General features: G+C 43.2%; 15 protein-coding genes. 10 read left to right on the forward strand and 5 right to left on the reverse strand.

Annotated elements, in window-relative coordinates:
* Nucleotides 1–240: 240 nt before the first annotated feature.
* Nucleotides 241–843: an urease accessory protein UreG gene (gene ureG / locus QZ918_RS08995; RefSeq protein ID WP_293333711.1), complete on the forward strand. Its 603-nt coding sequence runs from the start codon at nt 241–243 to the stop codon at nt 841–843.
* Between the two features lie 3 nt (nt 844–846).
* Here the strand turns inward: ureG and QZ918_RS09000 are convergent, their stop codons facing one another.
* From QZ918_RS09000 to murG, 3 genes are all read right to left on the reverse strand, one after another.
* The gene (locus QZ918_RS09000) at nt 847–1,416 is read right to left on the reverse strand and encodes a hypothetical protein (protein ID WP_293333713.1); all 570 of its coding nucleotides are present in this window, start codon (nt 1,414–1,416) and stop codon (nt 847–849) included.
* Between the two features lie 66 nt (nt 1,417–1,482).
* The gene (locus QZ918_RS09005) at nt 1,483–3,195 is read right to left on the reverse strand and encodes a tetratricopeptide repeat protein (RefSeq protein WP_293333715.1); all 1,713 of its coding nucleotides are present in this window, start codon (nt 3,193–3,195) and stop codon (nt 1,483–1,485) included.
* 79 nt (nt 3,196–3,274) lie between these two features.
* Complete coding sequence (murG, locus tag QZ918_RS09010; protein ID WP_293333717.1) at nt 3,275–4,366, reverse strand: undecaprenyldiphospho-muramoylpentapeptide beta-N-acetylglucosaminyltransferase; 1,092 nt, start codon at nt 4,364–4,366, stop codon at nt 3,275–3,277.
* Between the two features lie 186 nt (nt 4,367–4,552).
* Here murG and QZ918_RS09015 point away from each other — a divergent pair, with 186 nt between their 5' ends.
* The 8 genes from QZ918_RS09015 to QZ918_RS09050 all read left to right on the forward strand — a co-directional run bounded on the left by QZ918_RS09015 (nt 4,553) and on the right by QZ918_RS09050 (nt 20,051).
* The gene (locus tag QZ918_RS09015) at nt 4,553–5,476 is read left to right on the forward strand and encodes a nuclear transport factor 2 family protein (RefSeq protein WP_293333720.1); all 924 of its coding nucleotides are present in this window, start codon (nt 4,553–4,555) and stop codon (nt 5,474–5,476) included.
* A gap of 14 nt (nt 5,477–5,490) precedes the next feature.
* The gene (locus tag QZ918_RS09020) at nt 5,491–5,640 is read left to right on the forward strand and encodes a hypothetical protein (RefSeq protein WP_293333723.1); all 150 of its coding nucleotides are present in this window, start codon (nt 5,491–5,493) and stop codon (nt 5,638–5,640) included.
* 128 nt (nt 5,641–5,768) lie between these two features.
* Nucleotides 5,769–6,551, forward strand: a complete 783-nt coding sequence (locus QZ918_RS09025; RefSeq protein WP_293333924.1) for an SDR family oxidoreductase — start codon at nt 5,769–5,771, stop codon at nt 6,549–6,551.
* 316 nt (nt 6,552–6,867) lie between these two features.
* A complete protein-coding gene (locus QZ918_RS09030) occupies nt 6,868–7,917 on the forward strand; it encodes a calcium-binding protein (RefSeq protein ID WP_293333726.1) in 1,050 nt (349 codons plus the stop codon).
* Between the two features lie 944 nt (nt 7,918–8,861).
* Nucleotides 8,862–14,510, forward strand: a complete 5,649-nt coding sequence (locus QZ918_RS09035) for a tetratricopeptide repeat protein (RefSeq protein WP_293333729.1) — start codon at nt 8,862–8,864, stop codon at nt 14,508–14,510.
* Nucleotides 14,511–14,595: 85 nt separating this feature from the next.
* Entirely contained in the window at nt 14,596–16,599 is a 2,004-nt protein-coding gene (locus QZ918_RS09040) for a tetratricopeptide repeat protein (protein WP_293333732.1), read from the forward strand.
* Nucleotides 16,600–16,975: 376 nt separating this feature from the next.
* Nucleotides 16,976–19,267: a tetratricopeptide repeat protein gene (locus QZ918_RS09045; RefSeq protein ID WP_293333735.1), complete on the forward strand. Its 2,292-nt coding sequence runs from the start codon at nt 16,976–16,978 to the stop codon at nt 19,265–19,267.
* Nucleotides 19,268–19,388: 121 nt separating this feature from the next.
* Entirely contained in the window at nt 19,389–20,051 is a 663-nt protein-coding gene (locus QZ918_RS09050) for a methyltransferase domain-containing protein (protein ID WP_293333738.1), read from the forward strand.
* A 161-nt stretch (nt 20,052–20,212) separates the two neighbouring features.
* Here the strand turns inward: QZ918_RS09050 and QZ918_RS09055 are convergent, their stop codons facing one another.
* Nucleotides 20,213–20,911 carry a class I SAM-dependent methyltransferase gene (locus QZ918_RS09055; RefSeq protein WP_293333741.1) on the reverse strand — a complete coding sequence of 233 codons (699 nt, stop codon included), beginning with the start codon at nt 20,909–20,911 and terminating at the stop codon, nt 20,213–20,215.
* A 254-nt stretch (nt 20,912–21,165) separates the two neighbouring features.
* Between QZ918_RS09055 and QZ918_RS09060 the strand changes: the two genes are divergently transcribed.
* On the forward strand, nt 21,166–21,483 hold the full coding sequence (locus QZ918_RS09060; RefSeq protein ID WP_293143748.1) for a hypothetical protein: 318 nt from the start codon (nt 21,166–21,168) through the stop codon (nt 21,481–21,483).
* A 120-nt stretch (nt 21,484–21,603) separates the two neighbouring features.
* On the opposite strand, the gene QZ918_RS09065 is transcribed toward QZ918_RS09060, so the two are convergent.
* Complete coding sequence (locus QZ918_RS09065; protein WP_293333743.1) at nt 21,604–21,957, reverse strand: hypothetical protein; 354 nt, start codon at nt 21,955–21,957, stop codon at nt 21,604–21,606.
* Nucleotides 21,958–22,221 lie beyond the last annotated feature (264 nt).

A 22,221-nucleotide genomic window follows, 5' to 3' on the forward strand; every position in this document is an offset into this window, starting at 1 on the left:
TAGTTGCGCTTGAGCGCTCTTCTCTTATATATGATGAAAGAGCAATTTCATGCTAACAAGGTATGTAGTTGCGCTTGAGCGCTCTTCTCTTATATATGATGAAAGAGCAATTTCATGCTAACAAGGTATGTAGTTGCGCTTGAGCGCTCTTCTCTTATATATGATGAAAGAGCAATTTCATCGCAACAACGTACCTAAAAAGCCGTTCAAAATTGCTAAAATCTAAAATCTAAAATTGCTATGAGTGCTTTTCGTGTAGGAATTGCTGGCCCGGTTGGTTCGGGAAAAACTGCTTTGCTTGATGCTTTGTGCAAAGCGCTGCGCCAACAGTACCAGATTGCTGTGGTGACTAATGATATCTATACTCAGGAGGATGCACAGTTTTTGGTTCGGAGTCAAGCTTTGGAGAGCGATCGCATTTTGGGAGTAGAAACTGGAGGCTGTCCCCACACTGCTATCCGCGAAGATGCTTCGATCAATTTGGTAGCTATAGAAGAGTTAGAATACAAATTTACTAATTTAGATTTAGTGTTTGTCGAAAGCGGTGGCGACAATTTGGCAGCAACTTTTAGCCCGGAGTTGGTGGATTTGACAATTTACGTGATTGATGTGGCTGCGGGGGACAAAATTCCGCGCAAGGGCGGCCCGGGAATTACTAAATCGGATTTATTAGTAATTAATAAAACAGATCTCGCGCCTTTTGTGGGAGCAGATTTGGGCGTGATGGAACGGGATGCTAAAAAGATGCGCGGGAACAAACCTTTTGTGTTTACTAATTTGAAGACTCAGGATGGCTTAGCGTCGGTGGTAGATTTTGTGAAGCTGAATATTGGTGAGAATTAGGGATTAAGTGCCGTCCATTCCCAATGCTAAAATTCCCAAAATTTTACTCAAATTGGTAAGCAAAGTTTGGCCTATCTCAACAAAAACCGCTTTTCCTTCGAGTTTTAGGAATTTCCACCTATCTCCTGTATTGACAGCCCCATAAATTGTGGTAATCTTATTACCTTCGCGCTCGTTGAAGATTTTAGCTGCTAGCATTTCAGCTATGCACTGTCCCAATCCAGAATTAATGTTTTCCTTTTTAGCCTCTACAATAGCAATGACTGGGGCTTTGACAATTAACAATTCTGGCGATCGACTTATCAGAAAATCACAATTCCCATTCAGCCCTCTTTCAGCATCTACAGTAAAATCAATGCCAGAAAATAAGCTCACGCGATGGTGCAAAAGTTTTCTCACTTCCATTAAAATCGGCGCAATAATCAATTCCGAACGCGATTTTTCTGTATTGCTACCGAGAGCTACGGGCAGATTTTCTTGCAAAGTTTCTGTGAGTAATCTGCTGTACTCTAACTCTGGTGCAGGAGTGAAGATTTCGACTATTTCAGTATAAGCTAAGTCAAAGGTTTTCAAAACTCTGTCTAAATTAAAGTCACTCTATGACATTTGACTTTATCCTGGCTATAAATTATAGATTACTTAAACATACAAATGAAGATTTATTTGCTCAATAGTCTTAAGTACTCTATCTTCAACATCCGAATACTTCAATTCCCTAGAAATGGCTAGTGCTTGCTGGTAGTATTCCAAAGATTGGGAGTATTGCTTTTGTTGGTAAAAGATTGTACCAATTGACTCAATACTCTCAAGTTCAGCTATTTTATTTCCTAATTGCTTGCGGAGCCTTAAAGCTTCCTGACAATGTTCTAGAGCTTTGTCATACTCCTGGATTACGTTATACAGAAGTCCTAACTCATTTAAGGTATCACTTTCATTGCTGCGCTCTCCCAACTCTCGACTAATTGCAAGTGATTGTTGAAGAACATTGTGTGCTTCTGAGTAACAGGCTAACTTAAGGTAAATCCTTCCCATCCCATAAAGAGCAGTTGCTTGACCTGATTTTGTACCAATATCTTGCCATGCTGCCAAGGCAAGCTTATGATAAGTCAGCGCTTTATTAAAGTCTTCTAAGTGTTCGCACACAACTCCAAGATTGTCCAAAACTCTAGCTTCTGTGTCCCGCGCGCCCACCTTGCTTGCAATAACTAAAGCCTCTTGAAAAGAGGCTACAGCATTTGTATATTCTCCCCACCTACGATAAATATCTCCCATGTTATTTAGGGTAGTAGCCTGATTTGATAGATCGCCGATTTGTTGAAATAGAGCAAAAGCTTCTTGATAATACTCAAGGGGTGTCGAGTAATCTCCTAAAAATAAATGAACAGCTCCTATGTTGTTCAATATAGTTGCTTCACCCGATCGATCTCCGACTTCTCGACAAATTAGTAATGCTTGTTGGTAGTGCTTGAGTGCATCTTGATACCATCCTTGTTGGTCATATACACTTCCAATGTTGATGAGAGCGGTTGCTTCTCTAGCACGATTGCCAACTTGCTTGAAAATTTCTAATGCTTCTTTAAGTAATTTTATAGCTTGTGGATACTCTCCTAATGCACCATGGATTGCTCCAATATTACTCAAAGAGACTCCTTGACCTGCTATATCTCTATTTTTGAGGTGAAGTTCTAGTGCTTGCCGATGAAATTCTAATGCTTTTGAATATTGACTTAATTCACGGTAAAAATGACCCATATTATTGATAAGTGTACTTTCCAACTTAAGGTCTCGTTGCTCTCTAGCAATTTGTAAAGCTTCTTGAAGCAGTTCTAAAGCTTGCTTAGTTTGACCCCTTTCTTGATAAACCTTTGCCAAGTTAGTCAGCGTTTTTCCTTCACTTATACGATCGCCTAATTCTCGTTGAAGAAGCAGAGCATGATGGGAGTTTTGCAAGGCTTCTGATTGATTTCCCAAAGCAAAATGGATAACTCCAATACGGTAGAGCGATCGGCTTTCCAGATCTCGATTTCCCAGTTTCCGGTAGAGGGGAAGTGCTTTTTGATAAGACTCTAGTGCTTTTGTATATTGTCCCCAGCTAGAGTAAAGTTCTCCAATTTCATCGAGCACCATTGCTTCATGCTTATAGTTTTTTATTTTTTGAAAAAGCATTAAAGCATGATTGAAATCCTTTAAGGCTTCCTGCTGTTGTCCCTCACCGCATAAGAAATATCCGCGCCTTACATGAGAAAGTCCACCCGATCGCTGCAATTCTGAATAGACAAGGCGGGCTATCCAAAAAAATGGTTTGAGTAACCAGAGTAACGCTGATTTAATAGCCAGAAGATAGACAATCATAGCTAACCCTATCAATCAAATAGCGGATATCGCACTTGAGCCGAAAGTCATATACAAGATACAAGATGTCAAATTTGCGCTACTTGCTCAACAATTCTCGTACCAAATTTGCCAAACGTTCCGTACTGTCTGTTACCGCTAATCCAGCAGCAGCTTGAGACATTTTTGCTAAATATTCCGAATCTTTTAACAAATATAAGACTTTGCTTTGCAATACCTCTGCTGTCAGTTCGCTTTGACGGAATACGAAGGCGGCGCCGGCTGCGGCAAATACTTCGGCATTAAATCTTTGGTGATCGTCTGCGGCGTAGGGAAATGGAATTAAAATAGAAGGTATTCCTGTTACTGCTAATTCTGTTAGAGCACTGGCGCCCGATCGACTAATTGCTATATTTGCTCGCTGCAACAAACCCGCTACATTATCATAAAATGGCATTGACAGATACTGTTCGTGCTTCAAGCTTTCAGCATCCGGGTCATTATTTCCGGTGAGGTGAACTACCCACGCACCCGCCTCAAACCAAGCCGGAGCACATTCGCGTACTAATTTATTGACGGCGACAGCTCCTTGGGAGCCACCCATTACTAAAATTACAGGTACGCTGTCAGGAATTGGTAACTTTAGAGGTTCGCGAGTTAGGAATTGCGATCGCACTGGCGTACCCGCAACCACCGTTTTCGCGCGGGGTAAATGCTTTGCCGCTGCTTCAAATCCGATCGCCACAGCAGTGCAAAAAGGACTAAACCACCGCGTCACCTTCCCAGGAATTGCATTGGATTCGTGGAGAATCACCGGCAAACCCAAAGAGCGAGCCGCCAAAATAGCCGGTGCTGCGATGTAACCGCCAGTAGTAAATACTCCCTGAAAATTTCCCGCTTTGAGCAACTTCCGTACCTGAAGGATCGAGCCGAGGAGTCCGCCCAAAATTCGCAGCGTACCGAGTCCAAATCGCTGCTGAAAGCCTTCAACGGCGATCGTATGGAGGGGGTAAAGGGAGGGAACTAATTGCGTCTCCATGCGGTCTGGCACTCCCAGCCATTCGATCTGACAGTCGTGCAATTCCGCGGCGGTGGCGATCGCCGGAAATAGATGTCCTCCCGTGCCGCTAGCTGCAACCAACAACCGCAGGGGGGGTTTTGTTAAGGTATTTGTTTCTTTTACAAGTTCCACAGGTCGATCGATTTTAGATTAGAGGTTTTAGATTATTATGCTTATTATTCCGGCAGTTTCAGCTAATTTTCAATCAGCAATCTAAAATGAGATTGTGCCGTATCCCTCCTTCCGTTGTCAGTTTTTCGTTGCAGGCGAACTGTTGCCCGCGCCGCGACCCCTGACAAATAACCAAATTATCATCTAATGCGTAATTTTTTGAATTTAGTGCCAAGTGTATCTCAGTATTTTGCCAGCAGTCGGGACGAAACAGCCGATCCTCTTCGAGGGCTGCGCCAACGCGCGATTGTGTTTGGCTTGAACGGCGGCCAGTCGATCGCTCGGCTTTTGTTATGTTTAGCAGTTGTCAGTGGTGGCGTGCTGCATCCGATTGTCGTAAGAGCAACAACGGTGGCGGCGACTCCCGGGGCGATCGCCCAAACCCCAGCCAATGCCCCAGCCCCACTCACCAAACTGCTAACAGAAATAGACGCCGCAGCCAACCGGCGCGATGTCAAAGCAGTCATGGCATTTTACAGCCAGAATTTCACTCATTCTGACGGCTTAAACAGCCAAAGCATGGAAAAAGCCCTCACCCAACTCTGGCAGCGATATCCGAATTTGAATTATCGCACCGAACTCAAGTCTTGGAAAACCGAAGGTAACGCAATTATCGCTGATACCGTAACTACAATTGCCGGCACCCAAAAACAGGATGGCAGAGAATTAAACCTCAAAGCTACCATCCGTTCTCAGCAGCGTTTTGAGGGTGAAAAAATAGTTAAGCAAGAAATTTTAGCAGAACAAAATCAGATTAGTTCTGGTAAAAATCCTCCAAAACTTCAAGTAAATGTGCCGGAGCAAGTCAAGGTGGGCCAAGAGTACAATTTTGATGCCATTGTTCTAGAGCCGATCGGCAATGACATTTTAATCGGAACTATTTTGGAGGAACCCGTTAACGAAAAAACTTTTTTCAAATCCGCAGAAGTCGATCTGGATTTGCTGAATTCTGGCGGTATTTTTAAAGTAGGTAAAGCTCCGGCTACTCCTGAAAATCGCTGGATTTCAGCAGTTTTGATGCGACAAGGCGGAATTGCCATGGTTAGCGTGCGATTGCGGGTTGTTAAATAATAAAATTAGGTGTTATGGGGAATTGGGAATTGGGCATCGGGCATCGGGCATCGGGCATCGGGCATCGGAATCAGAACCTGGAAGCTTATCGATCGCAAATAACCAATAATATTATGTCCGGTCGATTGACCGCAATAAAATGGGATCGAGCGTGCGGACTTTAGTCCGCATTATGCGGACTGAAGTCCGCTTTTGCGGACCTTCATTGTTATGGTAATTGAGCGGACATGATATAACAACTGTCAACTGTCAACTGTCAACTGACAACTGTCAACTGTCAACTGATAAAAAAATGATTTCTATCCAAAATCAAATTGTTTTCATTACCGGTGCCAGTAGCGGTATCGGAGCAGCCTGTGCCAAGATATTCGCTACAGGTGGAGCCAAACTAATTTTAGCAGCCCGCCGCCGGGAAAAGCTCGATCGCCTTGCCAACGAACTTGCAGACACAAAATTAGTCGCCTCAGCGAACGAGATTTACTTGCTAGAATTGGACGTGCGCGATCGCCTGCAAGTCGAATCGGCGATCGCAGCACTGCCCGACGGCTGGAAAAACATCGATATTCTGATTAACAATGCGGGATTGAGCCGCGGTTTAGACAAACTGCACGAAGGCAACTTTCAAGATTGGGAAGAAATGATTGATACCAATGTGAAAGGCTTGCTGTACGTGACTCGCTACATCGTGCCGGGAATGGTTAGCCGAGGCCGCGGCCACGTAGTCAACATCGGCTCAATAGCAGGCCGTCAAGCTTACCCGAAAGGTAATGTTTATTGCGCTTCCAAAGCAGCGGTGAGAGCGATTTCTGAAGGATTGAAACAAGACCTTTTGGGAACACCAGTGCGGGTGACGGAAGTAGAGCCTGGTTTGGTGGAAACAGAATTTAGCAATGTCCGCTTTCACGGCGATTCAGACAAGGCAAAAAATGTCTATCAAGGACTGACACCCTTGACTGCTGAGGATGTAGCGGATGTCGTATATTTCTGCGCGACGCGATCGCCCCACGTCAATATTAGCGAAGTCTTGCTAGTTCCGACAGACCAAGCTAGTGCAACTCTCGTTCACAGAAAATAGTTTTGATGTCTGAATAAAAGACCTATGAATAGTTAAATATTTTCCGCATCCATCAGTATTTTCACATAGATAGGAATCCCAAAAATATTTTGAATTTTGAATATAAATTTAAAATGAGACGTATGAAGAGTTAAATGGTTCCCGGTTTGTTGTCAGCAGTTTTACATACAAAAAAATCAAAAAAATCAAAAAAATCAATGACTTTTTGGAGTAATTGCAGATAAACTATTCCGGAAATTAGGATTGTAGCCAGTAAAATTCACAAGAGATTTGAAGACTCCCGATAGATATCCCCCCCTATGCGAGATGACTGGCTATGTCCCAAATAACAAATCCAACTCAACCCCTAAGCGTTCAACCGAACGCTATTGGCGGTTTAATTATTCAAGGCTCGCCCGATATACCAAACAGGATTAACGGCAGTACCGGTTCGGATCAAATCATTCTAGGTTCTGGTAACGATGAAGTAGCAGCTCTAGGTGGCAATGACCTCATATTTGCTCTTGATGGCAATGACACCGTAAGAGGTGGCGACGGCAATGATACTGTCTTCGCTGGTAAAGGCGATGATTTAATCGAGGGCGGTGCTGGCGAAGACGTTCTTTTTGGCAATCAAGGAGCCGATACCATCCGCAGTGGAGAAGGCAATGATACTGTTTTTGGAGGTAAAGGTGATGATTTCATAGACGGTGGCAGTGGCGATGACTTCCTGTTTGGCGACCTCGGCAATGACAACATTTTCGGTGGTGACGGCAATGACTACCTTGTCGGCGGTGAAGGCAACGACACAGTTAACGGCGGTGACGGCAACGATATTGTCTTTGGCGGCGAAGGAAACGATATTTTGTTCGGCGGTAAAGGCGACGATATTGTCTTTGGCGGCCCTGGAGATGACTGGCTCAATGGCAACTTAGGAAATGACACCGTAAGAGGTGGCAAAGGAAACGATATTGTGTTCGGTGGTAAAGGCAATGACATTGTAGAAGGCGGCCAAGGAAACGATATTATTTCTGGGAACGCAGGAAATGACACCCTCACAGGTGGTGCAGGAGCAGATACATTCCGCTTCGAGTTTGTCGGTGCCGATAATATGGATACGCTGACAGATTTTAATCCTACAGAAGATAAAATTCAACTCGATCGAGCTGTATTTAATGCTTTGATACCCGGCAATCTAACTGGCAACCAATTTATTACAGATCCCAATTTCAATCCCAACACTCCTGGGACTCCGGGTGCTGCTAATGTCATCTACAATCCGGCTGACGGTTTGCTGTACTACCGCAATCAAAACGGACAAGTTTCGATTGTTGCCCAAGTCGGTTCTAACCTGAATCTTGGATCGAACAACTTTGAAATTATCTAAGTTTCAACCCCATGTAGGGTATATCTACCATTCACATATAGCTTTTATCACAAAGATTAGATACTCATGCGGATAGGGCATAGGGAATTGGGCATTGGGAATTGGGCATTGGGCATACCTCACTTTTTTGAGAACGACTATAGATTTGAGATTTGAGATTGAGGGATTGATTGGTCAATACTTCTTTCTGATAATTAATTAGATTTGAGAGTTTAGATTTTATTAGACTTGAGCCGTAGCCGTAGGGTGCGTCAGGTAGAATATTCTTCGTCTGTTCTCAAAAATAATCGCCCTGACGCACCCTACAATAACTATAGATTTGAGAGTTTAGATTTTATTAGACTTGAGCCGTAGCCGTAGGGTGCGTCAGGTAGAATATTCTTCGTCTGTTCTCAAAAATAATCGCCCTGACGCACCCTACAATAACTTTGAATTTTATTGAATTTTAAAATACTTGAAGATATAAATCTAGTGGTAGAACAAGAGTCTATTTTTTTGATTCAACTCTGACGCTCCTATGGGAAAGCAAGTATTTATTTTTTGCTATGAAATGTTTTTGAGTTGATAACAAATAAGAAAATTCATTATATATAGCACTAACTCTTGCCAATCCTTTTTATGTGGATTATATATAGAGAAGGTGCGGTGTATTGCCTGAAAAACAGAGCTTAAATTCTGATTAACAACAAGCCTTGCTACTGTTACTCAGATCCGTCAGAACTTACGTACTGCTGCCCAAAAAACTGAATACTTTACTGATTCGAGGTAGGCAACGAAGTAGTTGAGTGAAAATACCTGGTTTCAAATACCATTGTCTCAAAATCATACAACCGTAGGTTAGGGAGTATCCAAACCCATATCAATCAACGCTCCCCAATCGAAAATCCCAAATCGAAAATAGTAAGACGCCCCGTGTGTAAGTCCTAATCAGTGTGATGTCAGTTATGACTAGCGGCCACAATTTAGATTTTAAAACAAGTAATTTAACTGCGATCGCCACCGAAGCGATCGCACAAAATGCCAATTTAGATGTCAGAAGTCTCTACAAGACTGGCACTGCTTTCCAACAGCAAGGAAAAATAGCAGCAGCGATTGATAGTTACCGGCAAGCGATATCCTGCTGGAAGCAAAGCTGCGATCGCTCAGTTTTGCCCTGGGCTGTCAAAGCCTACAGCAATTGGGGCTGCATTCTGGCGCAGGAAGGCAAATTTGACGAAGCAATGGCAGTTTTTGAAACGGGAATAGCTGTTGCGCCGGATGATGCTGCTCTGTACCATAATTTAGGTATTGTGCTGTTGGAAGTGCGGAAGCCTCAGGAAGCGATCGCCCGTTACCGCCGCGCGATCGAGTTGCAGCCAGAGTTAGCAATCGCCCGTTACCATTTGGGGAAAGCTTTCCAACAGTTGGGGCTGCATACTTTTGCCGGAGAATGTTTCGATCGCGCGATCGGCCAAAATCCCGATCGAGTGGCGGCTTGGGGCGATCGGGCGATTTCCCTGATCGCACAAGGCAAATTAGCTGAGGCAATGGTATGTTTTCAAAATGCGATCGCCCTCCAAAGCGAGTTTGTTGAGGGTTTTTGTCACCACGTAGAAATGCGGTTGACTTCTGTCGCAGATCTCAATGAACTCGATCGATCTCAAATAGCCTGTGTCCGATTTCTCAGGCAACTTCAAGAAAAAAACGGCTCTAACTCTGCAATTTCTAGTCTTGCTCAAAATCCGCTGAATTTTTCATCATTGCTCCTCAATTTAGCAGATACTTACTTTCATCTGGGAAATGCCTTGGCTGAGTACGGCGGGCACGAACAAGCGGAACAATATTACCAAAAAGCTTTACAAATTCAGCCTAAAAATGCCGATATTTACTTGCGGCTGGCTGATTGCTTGAGCCGGCAGCAACGATTTTCGGCAGCGATTGTAATTTACCGTCTAGTGCTGGCAATTGCGGGCGATCGATCGGATATTTGCGAGGCGTTGCAGGCTGTATTGAAACAACAGCAAAACTTAATTCATTCTCCCTCAGCCCGCCTGGGGTTCAAACCCCAGGCTAATAGCGAAAGTCCACTAAAGTGGACTAAAGAGTCGTATTTCAGTCCTCGACCGAGGACTTCAGCTATGAGACAGGGGTTTGAACCCCTGTCGGACTCTGAATCTGAACCTGAATCTGAGCTTAACTCTAATACCAATGTTTCACGAAATAACAGTATTCTTGTCCCCCCCCTTAGCAAGGGGGGGCTAGGGGGGGTCAAAGAGTGTTGCACAATTTTAGATAATAGGTATAACTCTGACTTTGAAATCATAAAAAATCCCTCCACCGTCAATAAAAATCAACAGAAATCCGAATGTCACGGTTTAGATTGTCAGCGGTGTCTGAGGCGGATTTTTAAACAGTTTGAACCCGTGCATTTAGGTGATGGCGTATATTCTTGCGACGGCCAGACAAAAACAGCTTTTGAGTCGCCGGAAACCTTTGTAACTTCGCTCCCCAACGGGCGGGCTTGGATTGTACCGCAGAAAAATTCTTGGATGATTTGCAATGCTATTGCAATTATCGATTCAGGCGATCGGCTGTTACCCGAACTTTCCCGCGAATATCCGGGCGAGTTACCCGGATGCGAAAATCAACATTCTACTCAGCACAGGTTTTTGAAGTTAAAACCCGAAGAATTGCCGCCTTTAGAAAAGATAGACGGTACGGTGGCGGTATTGGCCGGACTTTCGGGAAATGTCTATTTTCACTGGATGGTAGATATCTTGCCCCGCATCGAAATTCTGCATCGTTGGGGAATAAATCTGGAGGAGATAGATTGGTTTTTGGTGAATAGCTGCCAGCAGCCTTTTCAGCGAGAAACCCTGAAAGCATTGGGAATTCCTGAATATAAAATTATTGAGAGCGATCGCCATCCTTACATTCAAGCCCAACATTTAATTGTTCCCTCTTTTTCAGGATATTTGGGCTGGCTGTCAACCCAGGGGCTGGAGTTTTTGAGGCGAGTTTTTTCTAGAGAACAATCTCCTAAACTCGCAGAAAGTTGCGCTAGGGAGAGCAAAAATACTCACCCAGAACGCATTTATATCAGCCGCAACAAATGTAGCTACCGACGAGTTATCAATGAAGAGCAAGTCATCAATTTTTTAAGCGGATTTGGCTTTGTTCCTGTGCTACTAGAATCTATGACTTTGAACGAGCAGATAGCTTTATTTGCTAGTGCCAAGGTAATTATCGCGCCGCACGGCAGCGGTTTAACAAATATTATCTTCTGTTCTCCCGGAACCAAGGTAATTGAGCTCACCTCTCCGAATTATATCAGGCATTACTATTGGGCGATCGGTCAGCAGCTAAACCTCGAACATTATTACGTAACAGGAGAGAACTTTGAGTGCTATCCAATCCGACAGTTAATGTATCAAAATCCATTAACTGAAGATATTTTGGTGAATTTGAAGGATCTCAAAATAATGCTGGGCAATGTTAATGTCATTCCCTCAAAAAAAACACTAAATTTAAAATCCCGAGAAAACCCTACAAGAACCATCAAAATTATGAACCAAGAATCCGGCGATTATTTCCAAAAGCGGGCAGAGTTTTATTTGAAGCAAGGCAAGTTAGCTGATGCTATAGCTGCTTGCGAGCAAGCTCTGAAACACCAACCTAATTTTGCGCCAGCTTACAAGACTTTGGGCAAAATTAGCGAAGCACAAGGAAATTCAGCTAAGGCAAAGCATTGGTACACAAAAGCTCTGGAATTTCAGCCCGATTTTGCGGAAGTTTATTCTGACCTTGCCGCTCTGTATGGCGAAGAAAAAAATTGGGAAATGGCTTTAAATTGTCACCAAAAGTCAACCTCGATACCGATGACAAATATGCCAACCCATCAGAATGACATCCCAGAAATTTTAGGTTTCAATACTGACGATATTGAAGTCTACATTCAAGGTGCAGAATCGTTTTATGCTCTCAGGAAATTTGAGCAGGCGGCGATAGCTTGCCAACGAGTTATTCAAGTTAAACCCGATGCGAGGGTTTATAAAATTTGGGGTAATGCTAGGCAGGCTCAAGGTAAGGTAGAGGAAGCAAAAAACTGCTACGCTAAGGCTATTGAACTCGATCCTGATTTTGCTGAAGCTTATACTAATTTGGGGACGATTTATGCTCAGGAACAGCAGTGGCAATCGGCGATCGCATTTTATCAAAAGGCGATCGCCCTTCAGCCAAATTTAGCATCCACTTACCGCAATTTAGCTCGGGTGTGGGCGCAAATGGGGCAGCTATCGGAGGCTGACGGGTGCTGGTTTAAAGCGTATTCTCTGGAACCTGCCAAGGCCACGCCTGAAGAACACATTCAATTAGGCGATAACTTTTTGAGGCAGAATCAGGTAACGCAGGCGATACGCTGTTACTGTCACGCGATCGAGCTAAACCCCAATTTTAACCAGGCTTACCAACAGTTAGGCAATGCTCTAAAAGCTCAAAGAAAGTTACAGGAAGAAGTTGCTAACTATCGAAGAAATAGCGAAAACCAGGCTAATCTTTCTGGGGATTTGTTGAACACGGTAGTGGTGGGTGCCAACCCAAAATCTGAGTTACCTCAGAATCCCCAAACATCTACTTTGCAGGCAAATGTTCCAGCTAATTCCTTGCAACCAGATTCGGCAATTTCTGCTCAACAACCTCGCGTACAGTTGCAGCAACAGCAAACAATTCCTGCTGTACCGCAACTGTTAAATACGATCGCCAATTCGGCAAATTCTGCACCCGCTGTTCCCAACTCGGCGGATGTTTCGCCGCAGGTGACTGTTGTTGATAGCGGTTTTGCGACAGATTTTCGGAAACAGGATACCGCTGATAACTGCATTCAGCGGGCAGAATCCTATTTCGCCCAAAAACAATTCGATTTGGCTATTGCTGAGTGCCAGCAAGCTATTGAACTTCAACCCGATGGGGTGGCTGCTTACAAACTCTGGGGCAGTGTTTCGCAACAGCAGGGTAATTTAGCAGAGGCGATAGAGTGCTATCAAACAGTTATCAAAATTAACTCTAGTGACGTACAAGCCTACGTAAATCTCGGCAGTTTGTATGCCATGAAACAACAGCGACAGCAGGCAATTGCTTGCTACCAAAAGGCGATCGCCCTCCAGCCGAATTTACCAGCAGCTTACCGCAATTTGGCTAGGGTGTGGACGCAGGATGGCCAACTGGAAGAGGCGAATGAGTGCTGGTACGAAGCGTTTTCTCTGGAACCTGAAAAGGTATCGCCCCATCACCACTTTAAACTGGGAAATATTTTGTTTCGCCAAGACAAAATTACTCAGGCGATCGCCTGTTACCAGCGCGCGATCGAGTTAAATCCGAACTTGAATGGTGTTTACCAAAATCTGGCAAAAGCGCTGACAAAAGAAGGCAAGTTGGATGAAGCTGCTGTCTGCTTGCAAAAAGCGGTAGCACTTAACGGCAACTATTCAGTATCTAGTAAAGCAGTGGATTCTGTTCCCGCCGCGACAGGGGTAAGCGCCCATCAAAACAGTCCCCAAACTGCGGCGGAAACTGGGGATACAATTGTTTCTTCGGTAGAGATACATAATCCTGCAAAGTCTGCGGAAACTCTCAGCTTGTCTGCAAAGGCGATCGACTCTGGTAAACCTGCAACAGTTGCCAATTCTCTCAGTGCAGAATCGTACATCAAACAGGCAGAATATTATTACGCCCAGGGTAAATTTGATGAGGCGATAAATGAGTGCAAGCGAGCCATTGAAATTACACCCGAGGCGGCAATTGCTTACAAGATTGCGGGGAATGCTACCCAAGCAATGGGAAAAGTTGATGCTGCTAGGTATTGGTATACTGAAGCCTTGGAAATTGACCCCAATTTTGCGGAAATTCATGCGAATTTAGGCAGCATCTACGCTCGTCAAAAGCTATGGCAAAAGTCAATTGTTTGTTATAAAAAAGCAATTGAAATCAAACCAGATCTCGTAGTGGCTTACCGGAATTTAGCTCAAGTTTTTGTGCAGTCTGGCTACCCACAAGTAGGGGCAGAATACTGGTATGAAGCTCTCACTTTAGATATCAATTGGGCAACTGCTGAGGAACACTTTACTCTGGGCAATACTTTGCTACAGTTCGGTGAGTTGGAGAAGGCAATTTCCTGTTACAGGCGGGCAATTCAGTTGCAGCCGAGTTATGCCGATGCTTATCACAATTTAGGAGAAGTATTGAGCGTTCGGGGTGAGTGGGAAAATGCGATCGCAGTTTACCAGCAAGCGATCGAACTGAACCCATATTATGAGGGTTCTCATTACAGTTTGGGGAAAGTTTGGGCTAGTCTCGATCGGCGGGAAGACGCGATCGCCTGTTATCGGACTGCGATCCAATTAAATCCCCACTTTGCTCAAGCATATCAAAGTTTGGGGGAAGTTTTAGATAGTCGCGGTCAGTTGGATGAGGCGATCGGGTGTTATGAAAAAACCATTGAATTGAAGCCTGATATCTGGGAACTTCACCAAAAATTAGGTGATGCTTTGCAAGAAAAAGGCGAAATTGATGGAGCGATCCACGCTTACAACCGCGCGATAGAACTGGCAAATAATTAGTTCTATATTTTCCGGATACTGATTCAGGAAATAGAATAATAAATCACAAGGATTTGACTGTATCAATTTTTAGCAGGTATAGGATATGAACAGCGAAACCAATAATATCATAGAATTCCCTCTTAATAACAATTCCGAGTCATTCCTCGCGCGCCAACCAATTGACAATTTGTTGAATCCGCAATCTTTGGCTTTAAAAAGAATCTACTTAGAAGGTGACGAACAAGATAGGAAGAAAGGGCGCGATTCCTATAGCATAGTCAATGCTAGCTTTAGCCATGCTAAACCTCACTACAGTTTAGGAAAAGTTTTTGCCAAAAAAGGAGAGTGGGATAAGGCTATTTCGTCCTACCGTCAAGCCTTAGATTTGACATCTGATTCAGCGGAAATTTACCAGAGTTTGGGAGACGCTCTTGTTAAAAAGAGCGAGTTAGATGAAGCTGTCATAATTTATCAGAAAGCTATCGAAATTCAGCCTTCTCTGTGGGAAGTCCACCACAATTTGGGGGATGTTTTGCAAGGACAAGGAAGATTGGATGAGGCTGTTGCTGCGTATCGTCGGGCGATCGCCTTTAACCCCGATTTTTCTTGGTCGCACAATAATTTAGGGGATGTGCTGATTAAGCAGGAGAAATGGGAGGAGGCGGTTGAGGGGTATAGAAGTGCGATCGCGCTAAATCCAGGCTTCCATTGGTCTCACTATAACTTAGCGGATGCTTTAGTGCAGTTGGAGAGGTGGGAGGAGGCGATCGCAACTTATCGTAGTGCCATTGAGTTAAAATCGGATTTGCCTTGCGTGCAAGAAAAGTTAGCCGATGCGCTGAAAAATCACAGTCCGCTGTCAGTCAAAGAAGCTATTAGTTGTTACAGTCAAGCTATTGAGGAAAATCCAGATAATATCAAAGTCTATCACAAGGCTTTGGAAGTTAATCCAAAAGATCCGCAACTCTATTTAGGTTTGGGTAATGCTCTCGCAAGACAGAACAATAGAGATGGAGCGATCGTATTTTATCAGATGGGGCTACAGTTCAAGCCTGGTGACTTTGAACTTTCTTTGCAATTATCAAAAGCCTTGATAAATATCAAGGATGGATTTGAAGATGCGGCAATAGAATCGCAAGCCGAGACGATCGATTTTTATAGCAAGCAGAGGGCAAATTCTGTCAACTCCTCAAAAATGCTGTTGCCAGTTCAATTCTCGCCGATCGCAAAATCTCTACGATATCAAGTTGATATTGTTGTCTGCGTTCATAATGCTTTAGAGGATGTGAAAGAGTGTTTGAACTCTATTGTCCGACACACCAATGTTGACTATCGCTTGCTGATTGTAGATGATGGTTCTCAACCAGAAACCAGAGATTTTATTCAGGGGTGGGTTAAAGATGTTGCGCCAGCAATTGTTTTGAGAAACGAGACGGCTCGCGGTTATACCAAAGCAGCTAACATCGGTATGCGGGCCAGTACGGGTGACTATATAATTTTGTTGAATAGCGACACAATCGTCACTCCTGGTTGGATAGAAAAATTAGTTGACTGTGCTAATTCACGAAAAGATATTGGCATAGTCGGGCCTCTGTCAAATTGTGCATCTTGGCAATCGATTCCCGAAATATTTGACAATAAGGGGGGCTGGATGATTAACAGCGTTCCTGATGGATTTTCACTGGAAACTTTTAGTCAATTGGTAGAGAATGTTTCGGAAAAGGCATTTCCAAGTGTGAATTTTGTTAATGGCTTTTGCTACATGATTAAGAGAGCAGTGATTGAGGCAATTGGGTGGCTGGATGAAGAGAGTTTTCCCTACGGTTATGGGGAAGAAAATGATTTTTCAATTCGAGCTAGGAAAGCTGGGTTTAAACTAGCGATCGCTGACCATGCCTATGTCTATCACTCTAAGTCTAAGAGTTTTGGACACGAACGCCGTCAAGAGCTTTCTAAACAAGGTTCTACAGCGTTTAAACAGAAGCATCCCGATATTAATGTCAAAGCTTTGACTGAGGAAATCAAAAACAATCAAACTCTCGATCGTCTGCGCCTCAAGCTCCGCGAACATATCATATCAAATCCGGCTTATTCATCCCCATTATAAATTGTAGGGTGCGTCGCTCGCTGGCAATCTGGTTGATAGCAAGAATTATTAGTGGCGACGCACCCTACGTCTTTGATATTGTTTCCGGCTAGATCGGAATTATTTAACCGCAGAGAACACAGAGAGCACAGAGGAAGAGAATAGAGAGATGAATAATTGAGATGCTACTGGATTTGATATGAGATCGCAAAAAAGGTAGCCAATCAGGATTTAGTATCATATCAAATCCGACTAAAAGCAAATGATTTCCGCTACAGGTTACTAGAAAATTATCAACCAATACGGTTTACTTAAAGTGTCATTGCGAGGAACGAAGCAATCTCCTTATCTATTTTTCATAGCGGTTTACTCCCAGGACGATCTTAAGTAAACAGTATTGAATTATCAACTGTCAACTGTCAACTGTCAACTGTTAATAGGGTTTTATATGTCAGAAAAAGTCGAGCTAGAAAAGGCAGAAAATCATTTCCAAACTGGTCAAAAACTTGAACGGGAAGGGAAATTAGAAGAAGCGATCGCTATTTACGCTCAAGCGATTCAAGCCAACCCAAATAACTCTGAGTTTCACCGCAGTTTAGGAGAGGTTTTGCAACGATTGGGGCGACATTCAGAAGCGATCGCCAGTTACCGTCAAGCAATTGAGATTCAACCGCAGTTTTCTAAAGCTTACCACAACCTAGGCAATGCCCTAAGCCAACAGAAGCAATGGGAATCGGCGATCGCATCTTACCGTCAGGCGATCGAACTCAAACCCAACCTCCCCACAGCTTACTACCGTTTGGGGGAAGCTTTGCAACAACTCGGACAGATAGATGAGGCGATTGTCGCTTACCATCAAGCTATTGAACTCAATCCAAATAACCCAGACTTTCACCACAGTTTAGGGGAATTTTGGCGGCAACAAGGGAAATATCAGGAAGCGATCGCCTGTTACCATCAAGCTATAGAGCTGCAACCGAAGTTTTTCAAAGCTTATCACAACTTAGGAAATGCTCTGGGTCAACTCAAGCAATGGGAGTCGGCGATCGCATCTTACCGTCAGGCGATCGAACTTAACCCAAATATTCCTGAGTTGCAATTCAGCCTAGGAGAGCTTTTGCAGCAACAAGGCAGACATTCCGAGGCTATCCCTTGTTACCGTCAAGCTATCAAGCTGCAACCGAAGTTTTCTAAAGCTTACCACAACCTAGGAAATGCTCTGGGTCAAATGAAACAGTGGTCTGATGCGATCGACTCTTACCGTCAGGCGATCGAACTCAAACCCAACCTCCCCACTGCTTGCTATCGTTTGGGCGAAGCTTTGCAACAACTGGGACAGATCGATGAGGCGATCGCCAGCTACCGTAAAGCTATTGAACTAAAACCCGATTCTTCTGCTAAATTTTACTACAATTTAGGAGAACTTCTGGGCCAAAAACAGCAGTGGGAAGAGGCAATTAGCTGTTACAGTCAAGCATTCGAGCTTGACCCAAACTTTTCGCCAGCCTATTACAAATTAAAGCAAGCCTTAGCCCAAAACGGTCAGCCCGATCCACAAGCCAAAACAGTTTCCTACCAGCGAGGTGCTATCAAGTTAAATTTCGATCGTGAATTTCCCAAAATTTTGTTTATTCTCCCCGTCAAAGGCGGTGGAGGAGGCGCTCATTCAGTAGTGCAAGAATCCTTAGCACTTTATCGCTCTGGTATCCCTATCAAAATAGCCGTCAATCAGTCTAACTTTACTGACTTTTTAAAAGGTTACAAAGAAATTCCTGAAATTGGTGAAATTGCAGCTTCTTATCAAACTTTAACTGAGTTCAAAAAATTAGCTCAAAATTTCTCAGTAGTCTGTGCTACTACCTACAGTTCAGTAAAAATCCTGGAAGCCTTAGTTAAAGAAAATCCTCAGATATTGCCAGCTTACTACATACAAGATTACGAACCATTATTTTCTTACATAGATACTCCCGAGTGGGAAGAAGCGCGACAATCCTATGGACTGATTCCCCATGCCGTCCAATTTGCTAAAACTCAATGGTTGTGCGAGATTGTCAATCGCAATCATGCTGTTAAAGTCCACAAAGTAGAAGCCAGCATCGACCATCAAGTTTACTCCCCCGATCTCAAAAGTGAAAACTCTCGTATAGAGATTTCTATGATGGTAAGATTCACCACGGCCAGACGAGCTCCCCGCCGTACATTAGCTGTCGCTAAAATTTTATCAGACTTGTTCCCAAATCAAGTACATTTTACTATCTTTGGCTCTGACCGGAGTCTGATTGAATCTGCTGGGATACCGATTCCAGAAAACACTACCATTTTTCCTCATCTGAGTCGCTCCGAAGTCGCGGCCCTGCTGCGAAACTCAGATATATTTCTAGATCTTTCTGATTTCCAGGCTTTTGGCCGTACAGCTATAGAAGCAATGGCTTCTGGCTGCATTCCAGTTGTCCCCGATAAAGGAGGAACAGATGAATTTGCAATCCCTGATTTTAACTCCGTAGTCGTTGACACCACATCGATTGAGGATTGTGTCAAGGGTATTGGTAAGCTCATTCAAGCCGATCGCAATGTCTTATTGCAACTCAAGTTAAATGCGATTGAAACAGCGGCCAGATATTCACCAAAACGTGCTGCTTTTAGCATTTACAATCTTTTCTGCAATGAACTACTTCAACTTGCTTCATAGATTTTTTTAGGAGTTTCAAGTAAGTATTATGTTAGACCCTGTTCTTCAAAGGCGATATCTCAATAAAGTTCAGCTCCAACTAATGACCCGAAAACGATGGGCTTACCTACGCTATCTTCAGATGCGTGAAGGATTAATCGAAGCCTTAAAAACGGCCGGAGAAATTAAATCCTTTCTCAGCGTTGGCTGTGGGGCTGGATTAACGGAGGTAGCTCTCGCTTTAGAATTTCCTGCAATTGAGTTTTACCTCACGGATATTGATACTAAAGCCAATATTCAAAAGCGATTAGGGGTTCGGATGGCCACCGAATGGGTTATTGAAAATGTCAAATTTGACACTTATGATACTTTGACTCCCTCATCAGAATTTTACGATCTAGTAGCCTCGATTGAAGTCCTAGAACATATCGAGGCTGACAAAACAGCAGCGATTAATATGCGTGCAGCATCACGGAAGTATGTATTTGCACTTGTTCCATTTGCCAGTCATGAAACTAACCTCAATCAAAAAATGAGAGAAAGTGTCTGGAAAAATCACCAGCATTATCGCGTCGGCTACAATGCTGATAGTATCAAGGAAATTTTCCCAGATATTACAATTTTACGTGGGTGTTACTGGAACGATGCTGGTATTAAACTGCGCCAAAAACTTGAACTTTTGTCTGATGAAGAAATCCGGGCTTTATTGCCACATTTAACTCAGCTAGCTAAAACAGATATTCGTAACAGTATCCCTGGCGCTGATGGAAATTGTCATGGAATGTGGATCTTGTCAAAAGTCTGAATTATATCTGTTGACAGTTGACAGTTGACAGTTGACTGTTGACTGTTGACTGTTGATAGTTTACAGCATTTGACAAATTAGGTACGTAGTTGCGCTTCAGCGCTCTTTCCTGATATTAGCTAAGAGCGCTGAAGCGCAACAACGTACCTTTACTCAGTCGCTCAAGAAAAAGTGAGACCTTTTTGATAAATCAAATGTTTGTAGGGAAGATTGCGAACATCGGACACACTGACATTATTAGACAACCAAATAATGCCAACAACTTCTCGATAAACTGGTTGATTGAATTCCACTATTGGTTTTGGTTCATGTTTCTCTTGTTCCCAATGCTGTTGGTTTTTGAGTGACGATAACGGGTGAATAGTTGTATCTTGAGAAGAGTTAACCAAGACTCTCCCATAAATTTCATAGTTGGGAACATTGAGTTCTTCAAGAATATTCTTTACCTGTTGGGCTTTCAGATGTAAAGTATGACCTGTCCAGTCAGACCAATAAAATTTTAGTCCTAAAGATTTTAAGTAGTCATCGGCATCAAAAAAAGGCCCTTTAATAAAAACGAATTTTCTCGAAATTCGGATAGCATTTTTTATGGCTTCTTTGGCATAATCTAATTTAGGTAAATGCTCCAAAGTATGGTTGAGAATTGTAAAATCTACGCAACCATCAGGGAGATCGAGATTGCAAAAATCTCCTTTGATGGCATCATATCCAGCAGCTTTGGCTGATGCTACCTTCTGCGGATCGAGATCGATGCCAAATCCCTTACGTCCTTTGAGTATGTTGATTCCAAATTGAATTGAGCTACCGTTAGAACAGCCAAAGTCTGCAAAATCAAAACTTGTAATATCGAACTCACTCATGATTCTCTTCCAATCTAAATCAAATGTATTGCAACTAAATATAATTAATTAATACATGATTTCGGTAAGGATATCAGGAAAATAGATGTGGTTATGCGAAGAGAATAGATGCGTTATGCGAGATGTAGCAGTGCAATTAGTCTTGTATTATATACCACAAACTTCTAATCTACATCCTTCCCTGATTCAATCCGGATTAAATAGGAAACTTCTGAACAAATATCTATCAACGAACATATCCCCAATAGTATAATATGCCCAGTCCAAAACCATTGATAACTCGTCCACAGCGTTTAGGTTCATCTAGAACCCACTACAAATTTCAAGGAAAACCTTACAAGCATCTGGACATAGAGATTAAATTAACTTCTTTAAAAACGATAGCTACTGCTATTTTGTTAGGGGTTCCTTATCTGGGGTTTATTTACGTGTTTTTTTCTGGAGGAGCAAAAGTTATAGCTGTTGGTTTGGTAGTAGTAGGTATTTTGATAGGGGGATCGATCGCACTTTTATACTACTTAAACAGACAAGAGCCTGTCAAACCGCCGACAAATCAAAACAAACGGCGTTAAACAGTTGACAGTTGACAGTTGACAGTTGACAGTTTGAGAGCGACCTCTACTTTTAAGTCCGAGGATTGAAACAGTGAATAATTTTGTTTTATTTCCCCCTCGAAGGAGGAGGCTTTAAACCTATTCTTCTTGGTAATACCCAGCCCCAAACTCTATTGTGGCGCTGACGTTGCCTCGATCGCTCCATCCGAAATACGATTGCCCCTCCCGACGGCGAAATTCAGATTTTGCGTATCCTGAAGCGATCGCCCTGTTGAAAAATTTGATGCAACTCTCCGGATTGCTAATGAATTCCCAGGAAACAGGATTAGTAGATGCACCCTGATTAATTAACTCCCGATCAATTTTGGCCGGGTTTTTTTGTCGATCGCACGTACAGCCATAAATTCTCGCTAATTTTCCAAATTCTCCGGAAAAAGGTGTAGTGTTACCGGAGACTAGATTAGTAGATGCACCCTGATAATTAACTCCCAACCAATTTTGGCCTGGGAGTTTTTTTTTTGAGCGATCGCACCTCAGAGCAAATCCGATTGCATAGCCCTGTATTCATGTCCATCTTCTCTCTCTGTGCCCTCTGCGCTCTCTGCGGTTAAATAATTCCGATCCAACCAGAAACGATATCAAGCCATCAATTTTGACTAATTTCCGAAACTATCCCGAAAGAGGTACGGTGCTACCGGAGACTAAATTAGTAGATGCACCCTGATTAATTAACTCCCAACCAATTTTGGCCTGGGA

The sequence above is a fragment of the Microcoleus sp. CAWBG58 genome (assembly GCF_020883045.1).
GTDB lineage: Bacteria > Cyanobacteriota > Cyanobacteriia > Cyanobacteriales > Microcoleaceae > Microcoleus.

What these genes read in the sequence shown, in the direction of transcription:
- QZ918_RS09020 (WP_293333723.1), top strand. Translation starts at nt 5,491, where the DNA reads ATGGGGAATTGGGAATTGGGCATCGGGCATCGGGCATCGGGCATCGGG.
- QZ918_RS09005 (WP_293333715.1), bottom strand. Translation starts at nt 3,195, where the DNA reads ATGATTGTCTATCTTCTGGCTATTAAATCAGCGTTACTCTGGTTACTC.
- QZ918_RS09035 (WP_293333729.1), top strand. Translation starts at nt 8,862, where the DNA reads ATGACTAGCGGCCACAATTTAGATTTTAAAACAAGTAATTTAACTGCG.
- QZ918_RS09060 (WP_293143748.1), top strand. Translation starts at nt 21,166, where the DNA reads ATGCCCAGTCCAAAACCATTGATAACTCGTCCACAGCGTTTAGGTTCA.
- ureG (WP_293333711.1), top strand. Translation starts at nt 241, where the DNA reads ATGAGTGCTTTTCGTGTAGGAATTGCTGGCCCGGTTGGTTCGGGAAAA.
- QZ918_RS09040 (WP_293333732.1), top strand. Translation starts at nt 14,596, where the DNA reads ATGAACAGCGAAACCAATAATATCATAGAATTCCCTCTTAATAACAAT.
- QZ918_RS09050 (WP_293333738.1), top strand. Translation starts at nt 19,389, where the DNA reads ATGCGTGAAGGATTAATCGAAGCCTTAAAAACGGCCGGAGAAATTAAA.
- QZ918_RS09055 (WP_293333741.1), bottom strand. Translation starts at nt 20,911, where the DNA reads ATGAGTGAGTTCGATATTACAAGTTTTGATTTTGCAGACTTTGGCTGT.
- QZ918_RS09025 (WP_293333924.1), top strand. Translation starts at nt 5,769, where the DNA reads ATGATTTCTATCCAAAATCAAATTGTTTTCATTACCGGTGCCAGTAGC.
- QZ918_RS09015 (WP_293333720.1), top strand. Translation starts at nt 4,553, where the DNA reads ATGCGTAATTTTTTGAATTTAGTGCCAAGTGTATCTCAGTATTTTGCC.
- QZ918_RS09030 (WP_293333726.1), top strand. Translation starts at nt 6,868, where the DNA reads ATGTCCCAAATAACAAATCCAACTCAACCCCTAAGCGTTCAACCGAAC.